This is a genomic window from Streptomyces sp. WELS2 (assembly GCF_013870595.1).
Lineage (GTDB): Bacteria > Actinomycetota > Actinomycetes > Streptomycetales > Streptomycetaceae > Streptomyces.
Genome location: NZ_JACBWZ010000200.1, coordinates 1 through 8,979 on the forward strand (window position 1 = coordinate 1; position 8,979 = coordinate 8,979).

Here is an 8,979-nt window from a genome sequence, read left to right on the forward strand (position 1 = left end):
CGGCGGCGTGCACCACCGCGTCCACCCAGCCCTCCACGAGCGCCAGGGCGGTCTCCAGACGGGCCAGGGCCGCCTTCTGCTCGGGCGTGTCCTCCGGCTGGAACATGCCCTGCTGGAGCGCGTCCTGCAGCTGCTCCGGGTTCTGCGGGTCGAACTGGCCGACCACGTCCTCCAGCTTCGCCGTGTCGACCTTGATGCCGCGCGCATAGCCGTCGACCGCGCCGAACAGGTGCGAGCGCAGCCACGGCACGTGTGCGAACAGCCGCTGGTGGGCGGCCTCGCGCAGGGCGAGATACAGCCGCACCTCCTCCTGCGGCACGCCCAGGTCCTTGCCGAACGCCTCCACGTTGGCCGGGAGCAGGGCGGCCTTGCGGGCCGGGCCCAGCGGCAGGCCGATGTCGGTGGAGCCGACGACCTCGCCCGCGAGCACGCCCACGGCCTGCCCGATCTGCGTGCCGAACATGGCGCCGCCCATCGACCGCATCATGCCGATCAGCGGGCCCGCCATGGCCTGCATCTCCTCCGGCAGCACGTCGCCCATCGCCGCGCCGACCCGCTCGGCGACCGGGTCGACCAGTTCCTGCCAGGCGGGCAGGGTCGCCTCGACCCACTCCGCCCGCGACCAGGCCACCGCCGAGGCGGAACCCGACGGCAGGGACGTGGCGTCGTCCAGCCACAGGTCGGCCAGGCGGACGGCCTCCTCCACGGCCCGGCGCTCGGCCGCGCCGACGCTGGCGTCCTTCGTGCCGTTCGGCGCGCCCTGGGCGACCGTCTGGCGGGCGATCTGCTTGGCCATGTCCCAGTTCACCGGCCCGCCCTCGTACGAGAGCATCTGGCCGAGCTGCTGGAAGGCCGCGCCCAGGTCGCTGGGGTTCAGGGAGCCGAACATGGCTGCGAACGGGTTGTCTGCGCCGGGGCCGCCAAAGCCGCCGGCTCCGGGCAGGCCGCCGAAACCGAACGGATTGGCCGGTCCCTGCCCACCACCGCTCTGCTGGTCCTTCTTCTTGCCCTCGTCGCCGTCCTCCGGCTCCTCCGGCGGAAGGCCGAAACCGAATGGGGTGTCACTCACGGGATTCCTCGGCTGGTAAGGCCACCGGTTCTTCCGGCGGCGCGGCTGCCCGACAACACCACCCAGCGTAGACACCCGGACCCGATCGGGCCTCGGTGCTTCGCCTGCGGAAGGCCTGCGGCAGGATGGATGCACCTGGTACGTACGCGTCACTCGCGCGCGTACTGAAGACAACCGCTGGAGACGCCCGGTGAGTTCCCCAGATCCGCAGGTTCGCGCAGCGCGAAACCGTTCAACCTCCTCCGCCGTGCGCGGACCCGTCGTCGCGGTGACCGGCGCGGCCGGCGGGGTCGGCGCCCTGCTCACCGAGCGGCTCGCGGCCTCCGACGAGATCAAGGAGGTCGTCGCCATCGACGAGCGGCGCGGCGAGTGCGCCGAGGCCCGGTGGCACGTCCTCGACGTGCGCGACCCGGCGATCGCGGACAAGCTGCGCGGCACCGACGTGGTCGTCCACCTCGCCCTCGACCTCGACCTGGAGACCGACCCGGCGGCGCGCACGGCCTACAACGTGCGGGGCACTCAGACCGTGCTGACGGCCGCCGCGGCGGCCGGTGTGCACCGGGTGGTGCTGTGCACCTCGGCGATGGTCTACGGCGCGCTCCCGGACAACGAGCTGCCCCTGTCGGAGGAGGCCGAGCTGCGCGCCACCGCCGAGGCGACCGGGGTCGGGGACCTGCTGGAGATCGAGCGGCTGGCGCGGCGCGCCCCGCGCGCGCATCCGGGGCTGAACGTCACCGTGGTCCGGCCGGCCGTCCTGGTCGGCGGCACCGACACGGCGCTGACCAGGTACTTCGAGTCGCCGCGGCTGCTGGTCGTGGCCGGGTCTCGGCCCGCGTGGCAGTTCTGCCACGTCGAGGACCTGTGCAGCGCCCTGGAGTACGCCGTGCTGGAGAAGGTCGACGGGGAACTGGCGGTCGGCTGCGACGGGTGGCTGGAGCAGGAGGAGGTCGAGGAGCTCAGCGGGATCCGGCGCATGGAGCTGCCGTCGGCGGTCGCCCTCGGCGCGGCGGCCCGGCTGCACCGGATCGGGCTCACCCCCTCCCCGGCGGGGGACCTGGCGTACACGATGTACCCCTGGGTGGTCAGCGGCAGTCGGCTGCACGACGCCGGCTGGCGGCCGAAGTGGACCAACGAGGAGGTGCTGGCCGAGCTGCTGGAGGAGGTGTCCGGGCGGCGCACGGTCGCCGGGCGGCGGCTGGGGCGCAAGGACGCGACGGCGGCCGGGGCGGCGGGGGCGACGGTCGCCCTGCTGGGCGCGGCGGCCGTCGTACGGCGGGCCCGGAAGGCCCGGCGGAGGGTCTGAGGCGCGGTGGACGCGCCCCCGGTCGGCGAGGGCCGGTGGCGGGCCTCTGTAGGAGCCTCCAAACGCCTGCGCGCGCGTGCTGCCGAAAGTCGTATTCCCCGATGCCGGACCAGTGGGGCACGATGGGCGCATGGCACTCACGAACGACCACCCGGGTGAGCGGGCGGCCGACAACCCCGTCAAGCTGATCGCCGTCCGGGAGACACCGCTCTCCGTGGACGAGGTCTTCCGCGCCGTCGGGGACGCCGCGGCCGGGGGGATCGCGCTGTTCGTGGGCACCGTGCGCAACCACGACGGCGGTGCCGACGTGGACGCCCTCGGCTACTCCTGCCACCCGAGCGCCGAGGCCGAGATGCGGCGGATCGCCGAGAAGGTCGTCGCGGACCACCCCGTGCGGGCGCTGGCCGCCGTCCACCGGGTGGGTGACCTGCGGGTCGGGGACCTCGCCGTCGTCGTCGCCGTGGCCTGCCCGCACCGCGCGGAGGCCTTCGACGCCTGCCGCAAGCTGATCGACGACCTCAAGCACGAGGTGCCCATCTGGAAGCACCAGAAGTTCTCGGACGGCACCGAGGAGTGGGTGGGGGCCTGCTGACATTCGGAGTGTCTCTGCGCGGGGCACCCCCTTCACGCGCGACACACCGCCCTCTCCGCTTGCGTAACCGGCACCCTCGCGTGAGCGTTGTCCCTGCGGATGGTTAATCTGCTGATCAGTCAGTTGCGGACGCTCATGGCGTAGGAGGTCGGCATGGGGGTGCTTGTCTGGCTGCTGATTCCGCTGGTGGCCGCGGTCGGTGGCGGACTGTGGGGCAGTTGGGCCAACCGGACCCGCAAGGTGCGCGGCGACGGCCCCGAGCTGGACGGATACGCCCGGTTCCGCGAGGCCATGGAGAAGCCCCGGCCGGGCGCGCGCGGCGCCTGAGGGGGGTGCCCTGACGGCGCGCCGACAGCGTCGTCCCGTACTGTCGAGGCATGCCACGCCGCACCGTGACGATGCTCGCCTCGACCCTGATGCTGATCGCGCTCCTGTGCGCGGGAGTGCTCATCCCCGTGCCGTACGCGGAGATGTCCCCCGGCCCGACCGTGAACACGCTCGGGCAGCACGACGGCGAGCCGGTGCTGCAGATCTCCGGGCACAAGACGTACCCGGCCGACGGCCACCTGAACATGACCACCGTCCGGGTCACGGGCGCCGACTACCGGATGAACCTCGTCGAGGCCGTCTACGGCTGGCTGGCCCACGACAGCAAGATCGTGCCGCACGACACGCTCTACCCGGACGGCAAGACGGAGCAGCAGTCCAGCCAGGAGAACGCCGAGGAGTTCAGCCAGTCCCAGGAGAGCGCCAAGGTCGCCGCCCTGAAGGAACTGCACATCCCGGTGAGGTCCTGGGTGATCGTCTCCACGGTCGTCAAGGGCTCCCCGGCCGAGGGCCGGCTGCACGCGGGCGATGTGATCAAGGCCGTCGACGGAACGCCGGTCAAGCAGCCGGCCGACGTCGCCAAGCTGGTGACCAAGCACAAGCCCGGTCAGGACGCCGTCTTCACGATCGTCCCCGCCAAGGACCAGGCGGCCGCCGAGAAGGCCCACAAGGACGCGACCGGCACGCGGAACGTCACGATCAGGACCCGGGCCGCCGACGACGGCGGTGCCAAGCGGGCGATCGTCGGCATCTCCGCCGGGACCGACCACTCCTTCCCGTTCACCATCGACATCAAGCTCGCCGATGTCGGCGGGCCCAGCGCCGGCCTGATGTTCGCGCTCGGCATCTACGACAAGCTCACCCCGGGCAGCCTCACCGGCGGCACGTTCGTCGCGGGCACCGGCACCATCGACGACAACGGCACGGTCGGCCCGATCGGCGGCATCGAGATGAAGACCGTCGGCGCGCGGGACAAGGGCGCCCGGTACTTCCTCACCCCGGCCGACAACTGCGCGGCGGCGGCCAAGGACACCCCGGACGGGCTCACCCTGGTCAAGGTCAAGACCATCGGTGACGCGCTCGGCGCGCTCGAGGACATCCGCGGTGGGAACGTCGCCGCCCTGCCGAAGTGCACCGCCAAGGGCTGAGCGGCCGGGCCGAGGCCGGGAGCGCCCCATGGAGGGGGCGCTCCCACCGCCGTACCAGGACGCCGTGCGAAGGCGTCGTACCGCGTCGGACGGATCAGTCCGCGAACGTGGCCGCCAGCGCGTCGGCCAGGCCCGGCACCAGGTCGGGGCCGGTCAGGACCTCCGTCGGGGTGTCCTTCTCGCGCAGCCGCAGCGCCGACTCGCGGCTGCCGTCCCGCAGGACGGCCACCGTCATGCGGACCTCCTGGCGCTCGGGGTGCCGGGCGACCCACTCGGCCAGCCGGGCCTCGTCCAGGTCGGAGGGCACCTGGGCCTCGGCGGACGGCGGCAGCATCAGCCGCTCCACGGTGAGGGCGCAGCCGGTGACCGCGTCGGGCCAGGCGATGGTGGCGAGGAACTCGTCCAGCGGCTTGCCGGACGGGACCTCGTCCTGCTCGATCGGGGTGAGACCGGCGGTCTCGGACTCGTCCTCGAGGCCCAGCTGGGCCGCGAGCGAAGGTTCCTGAGCCCGCAGCCGTGCGGTGTCTACAAGGGCGAAGAGGCGAGCGGGCCGGTCCCAGCCGAGGCCGGAGACGTACTCGTCGATCTCGAGTACGGCCCGGGTGAGCGGGCTCGCTGCCATGGGAGTGTTGGACATGGTCACAATCCTGCCTCGTTCCCGGCCGGAATCGGGAACCGAGTAAACGGTGAGTAAGTTGCATAGGTGTGGGCCCGCGAACACGGGGGGCCACGGTGGGCCCGCGAACCCGAGGGCCTGACGGAACGACAGCGAACTTCGAGGGGCGCACCTTGGCTTTCCAGATGCCGGACCGCGGCGGAGGCCCGACGGGGCCACGGATCAGGGCGGGCCGCCCCTCCCGGAAGGTGCGGGCCCTGCTCGTGACCTTGGGAGTCCTCGCCGCCCTGGGCATGGTGTTCACCATGTTCGCGGGCTTCTGGACGGACTGGCTCTGGTACCGGTCGGTGCACTACCCGTCCGTGTTCACCACCACCCTGTCCACGAAGATCGGGCTCTTCTTCGTCTTCGGCCTGCTGATGGCGGCCGTGGTCGGCCTCAACATCTGGCTCGCGCACCGGCTGCGGCCCCCGCTCAGCGCCATGTCCATGGAGCAGCAGAGCCTGGACCGCTACCGGCTGGGCATCGCGCCGTACAAGAAGTGGCTGCTGCTCGTCGTCACCTGCCTGGTCGGGCTGATCGCGGGCGCCTCGGCGGCGGGCCAGTGGCGGACCTGGCTGATGTGGGTGAACGGCGTGCCCTTCCACCAGAAGGACCCGCAGTTCCACCTCGACGTCTCCTTCTACGCCTTCGACCTGCCCTGGTACCGGTTCCTGCTGGGCTTCGGCTTCGCCGCCACCATCCTGTGCCTGATCGCCGCCGCGCTCACCCACTACCTGTACGGCGGGCTGCGCGTCACCAGCCCGGGCGCCCGGGCCACCGCCGCCGCGACCGGCCACCTGTCGGTGCTGCTCGGCATCTTCGTCGCCCTGAAGGCGGTCGCCTACTGGCTCGACCGGTACGGCCTCGCGGTCAAGTCCAGCGACTTCAAGGCCACCGACAACTGGACCGGCCTGCGCTACGTCGACGCCAACGCCTACCTGCCGGCCAAGACCATCCTGTTCTGCATCGCCGTCATCTGCGCCCTGCTGTTCTTCGCCACGCTGTGGCGGCGCACCTGGCAGCTGCCCGTCATCGGCTTCGGCCTGATGGTGCTCTCGGCGATCCTGATCGGCGGCCTGTACCCGGCCATCGTGCAGAAGTTCCAGGTGCAGCCGAACGAACAGGCCAAGGAGGCGCCGTACGTCCAGAAGAACCTGAAGGCCACCCGCGAGGCCTACGGCATCGACGACACCAAGGTCACCGGGTACGACGGCGAGTCCAGGACCAAGGACAAGAGCACGCTGCGCGGTGACGCCGACGACGCGGCGAGCTTCCGGATCATCGACCCGAACATCGTCTCCCCGACGTTCCAGCAGCGCCAGGAGATGAAGAACTACTACGGCTTCCCGGACAACCTGGACGTCGACCGGTACCCCGGCAAGGACGGCAAGGAACAGGACACGGTCATCGGGCTGCGCGAGCTGGACCTGGCCGGCGTCCCGAAGCACAACTGGATCAACGACCACTTCCGCTACACGCACGGTTACGGCGTGGTCGCCGCCAAGGGCACCGAGGCCAAGGGCGGCGAGCCGGTGTTCACCGAGTACGACCTGCCGTCCAAGGGCGACCTCGGCAGCTACGAGCAGCGGATCTACTACGGCGAGAAGACCACCACCTACTCGATCGTCGGCGGTCCCCAGGAGGAGATCGACTACTCCGACAACGACGGTGAGAAGCCGACCAGCTACCGGGGCGGCAGCGGCGTCAACCTCGACAACCCGGTCAACCGGGCCGCGTACGCGCTGACCTTCAACGAGCCGCAGATCCTGTACTCCGGCGCGATCGGCAAGGGTTCGCGGATCCTGTACAACCGCACCCCCAAGGAGCGCGTGGAGGCGGTCGCCCCCTGGCTGACCATCGACGGCGACGCCTACCCGGCGGTCGTGGGCCACCGCATCCAGTGGATCGTCGACGCCTACACGACCACCAACGGCTACCCGTACTCCTCCCGTACGACCCTGGGCGACACGACGGCCGACTCGCTGACCGCGACGAACGACTCCCGCGCGGTGGTGGCCCAGCAGAACCAGGTCAACTACATCCGCAACTCGGTGAAGGCGACGGTCGACGCCTACACCGGCGAGGTCAAGCTGTACCAGTGGGACACCCGGGACCCGGTGCTGAAGACCTGGATGAAGGCGTTCCCGGACACGGTGCTTCCCAGGAGCGCGATCTCCGACGACCTGATGGACCATCTGCGCTATCCGCAGGACCTGTTCAAGGTGCAGCGCGAACTGCTCACCCGCTACCACGTGACGGACGCCGAGACCTACCTGACCGGCAGCGAGGTGTGGCAGGTGCCCGCCGACCCGACCAACAAGTCGGGCAACGCGGTGCCGCCGTACTACCTGAGCATGAAGATGCCGGACCAGAAGCGGCAGGCGTTCTCGCTGTCGACGACGTTCACGCCCAACGGGCGGGACAACCTGGCCGCGTTCATGACCGTCGACGCGGACGCCGGCAGCAAGGACTACGGCAGGATCAGAATCCTGAAACTGCCCACCAGGACCACGGTCGACGGCCCCAAACAGGTGCAGAGCAAGTTCAACTCGAACGAGAGGATCGCCTCCACGATCAAGCTCCTGCGGGGCGGCGACTCCGACATCGAGTACGGCAACCTGCTGACCGTGCCGCTGGACGGCGGACTGCTCTATGTGGAGCCCGTCTACGTCCGCGGCGGCGGACTCAAGCTGCCGCTGCTGCGCAAGGTCCTCGTCACCTACGGGAGCGACACCGCGTTCGAGAACACCCTCGGCGAGGCGCTCGACAAGATCTTCGGCGCCAGGGGCCCGGCCGCCAAGCCGCCGGGGTCCGGTACCGGCACCCCGCCCGACACCGGCAACCCGACGGTCAGGCAGGCGCTCCAGGACGCCCAGAAGGCCTTCGACGCCGGGCAGCGGGCGCTGAAGGACGGGCCGGACTGGGACGCGTACGCCAAGGCGCAGAAGCAACTCCAGGACGCGCTGAAGCAGGCCGAGAAGGCGCAGTCCGAGGCCGTCGGCGACAAGAACGGCGACAAGACCGGCGGCGAGACCGGCGGGAAGGACGGCGGGAAAAACCGCAGTTGATCAAGACCCCCTCCGCGCCGTGGTACGGTTGACACGCAACGGCGCGGGGTGGAGCAGCTCGGTAGCTCGCTGGGCTCATAACCCAGAGGTCGCAGGTTCAAATCCTGTCCCCGCTACTGCAGTCGAAGGCCCGGATCCGGAAAAGGGATCCGGGCCTTCGTGGTGTGCGAACTCATGTGCCGGGGAGAGGGACGGCCGCGCCGCCGTGGGGAGTTGGGGGGTGTGTGTTTGACTTGTCACTCTGTGGGCATGTCGACAAAACGCCGAAGTGACCTCACGGGCTGCTGCGGTATACCGGGTGTACCCAGGTTGCAGGTGGTGCGACGATGGACGTTATGGGGGAGAAGGCAACTCTGTTCGAGTCAGGGCGATTTGCGCAACCTTCCGGTACGGAGTCGGCCCGCGACGAGTTGGCGGACATGGGGGAGGCCGCCGAGGAGACGCGTCTCGCGCTCGCCGCGCAGAACGGGGACGCCGAGGCGGCCAGTGTCCTGGGGGCGATGCTGCTGCGCCGCGGCGAGCTGGACGCGGCCGAACCCCATCTGCGCGCGGCCACCGCGGCCGGTGACCGGGCCGCCGCCAACAACCTGGGCGTCCTGCTGCACCAGCGCGGTTACCCCGAGGAGGCGGCCGGCTGGTGGCGGATCGCCGCCGTGGCCGGCTCCGCCGCCGCTGCGCACGCCCTCGGCCGTTACCACCGCGAGCGCGGGGACGAGCCGGCCGCCGAGTACTGGCTGCGCCAGTCCGCCGAGCAGGGCCACGTCCTCGGCGCCTACGCCCTCGCCGACCTGCTGGAGCACCGCGGGGACGGCGT

Annotated in this window: 8 protein-coding genes and 1 tRNA gene; 7 read left to right on the plus strand and 2 right to left on the minus strand. The window is 70.9% G+C overall.

Annotated elements, in window-relative coordinates; genetic code table 11:
• A partial coding sequence (locus H5J33_RS14495; protein WP_181795324.1) for a zinc-dependent metalloprotease occupies nt 1–1,069 on the minus strand: 1,069 nt, incomplete at its 3' end.
• Nucleotides 1,070–1,259: 190 nt separating this feature from the next.
• Here H5J33_RS14495 and H5J33_RS14500 point away from each other — a divergent pair.
• The 4 genes from H5J33_RS14500 to H5J33_RS14515 all read left to right on the plus strand — a co-directional run bounded on the left by H5J33_RS14500 (nt 1,260) and on the right by H5J33_RS14515 (nt 4,439).
• On the plus strand, nt 1,260–2,372 hold the full coding sequence (locus H5J33_RS14500; RefSeq protein WP_181795325.1) for an SDR family oxidoreductase: 1,113 nt from the start codon (nt 1,260–1,262) through the stop codon (nt 2,370–2,372).
• Between the two features lie 130 nt (nt 2,373–2,502).
• The gene (locus tag H5J33_RS14505; RefSeq protein ID WP_181795326.1) at nt 2,503–2,964 is read left to right on the plus strand and encodes a molybdenum cofactor biosynthesis protein MoaE; all 462 of its coding nucleotides are present in this window, start codon (nt 2,503–2,505) and stop codon (nt 2,962–2,964) included.
• A gap of 153 nt (nt 2,965–3,117) precedes the next feature.
• Nucleotides 3,118–3,291 (plus strand): hypothetical protein, encoded by a 174-nt coding sequence (locus tag H5J33_RS14510; protein ID WP_167345758.1) that lies wholly within the window; start codon nt 3,118–3,120, stop codon nt 3,289–3,291.
• A gap of 50 nt (nt 3,292–3,341) precedes the next feature.
• Complete coding sequence (locus tag H5J33_RS14515; protein ID WP_181795327.1) at nt 3,342–4,439, plus strand: PDZ domain-containing protein; 1,098 nt, start codon at nt 3,342–3,344, stop codon at nt 4,437–4,439.
• Between the two features lie 94 nt (nt 4,440–4,533).
• On the opposite strand, the gene H5J33_RS14520 is transcribed toward H5J33_RS14515, so the two are convergent.
• Complete coding sequence (locus tag H5J33_RS14520) at nt 4,534–5,076, minus strand: PPA1309 family protein (protein ID WP_181795328.1); 543 nt, start codon at nt 5,074–5,076, stop codon at nt 4,534–4,536.
• 164 nt (nt 5,077–5,240) lie between these two features.
• On the opposite strand from H5J33_RS14520, the gene H5J33_RS14525 reads away from it, so the two are divergent.
• From H5J33_RS14525 to H5J33_RS14535, 3 genes are all read left to right on the plus strand, one after another.
• Nucleotides 5,241–8,165: a UPF0182 family protein gene (locus H5J33_RS14525; RefSeq protein ID WP_181795329.1), complete on the plus strand. Its 2,925-nt coding sequence runs from the start codon at nt 5,241–5,243 to the stop codon at nt 8,163–8,165.
• Between the two features lie 42 nt (nt 8,166–8,207).
• Nucleotides 8,208–8,281, plus strand: a tRNA-Met gene (locus tag H5J33_RS14530).
• A gap of 210 nt (nt 8,282–8,491) precedes the next feature.
• Nucleotides 8,492–8,979: tetratricopeptide repeat protein (locus H5J33_RS14535; RefSeq protein WP_399552828.1), on the plus strand; the 488-nt coding region annotated here is incomplete at its 3' end.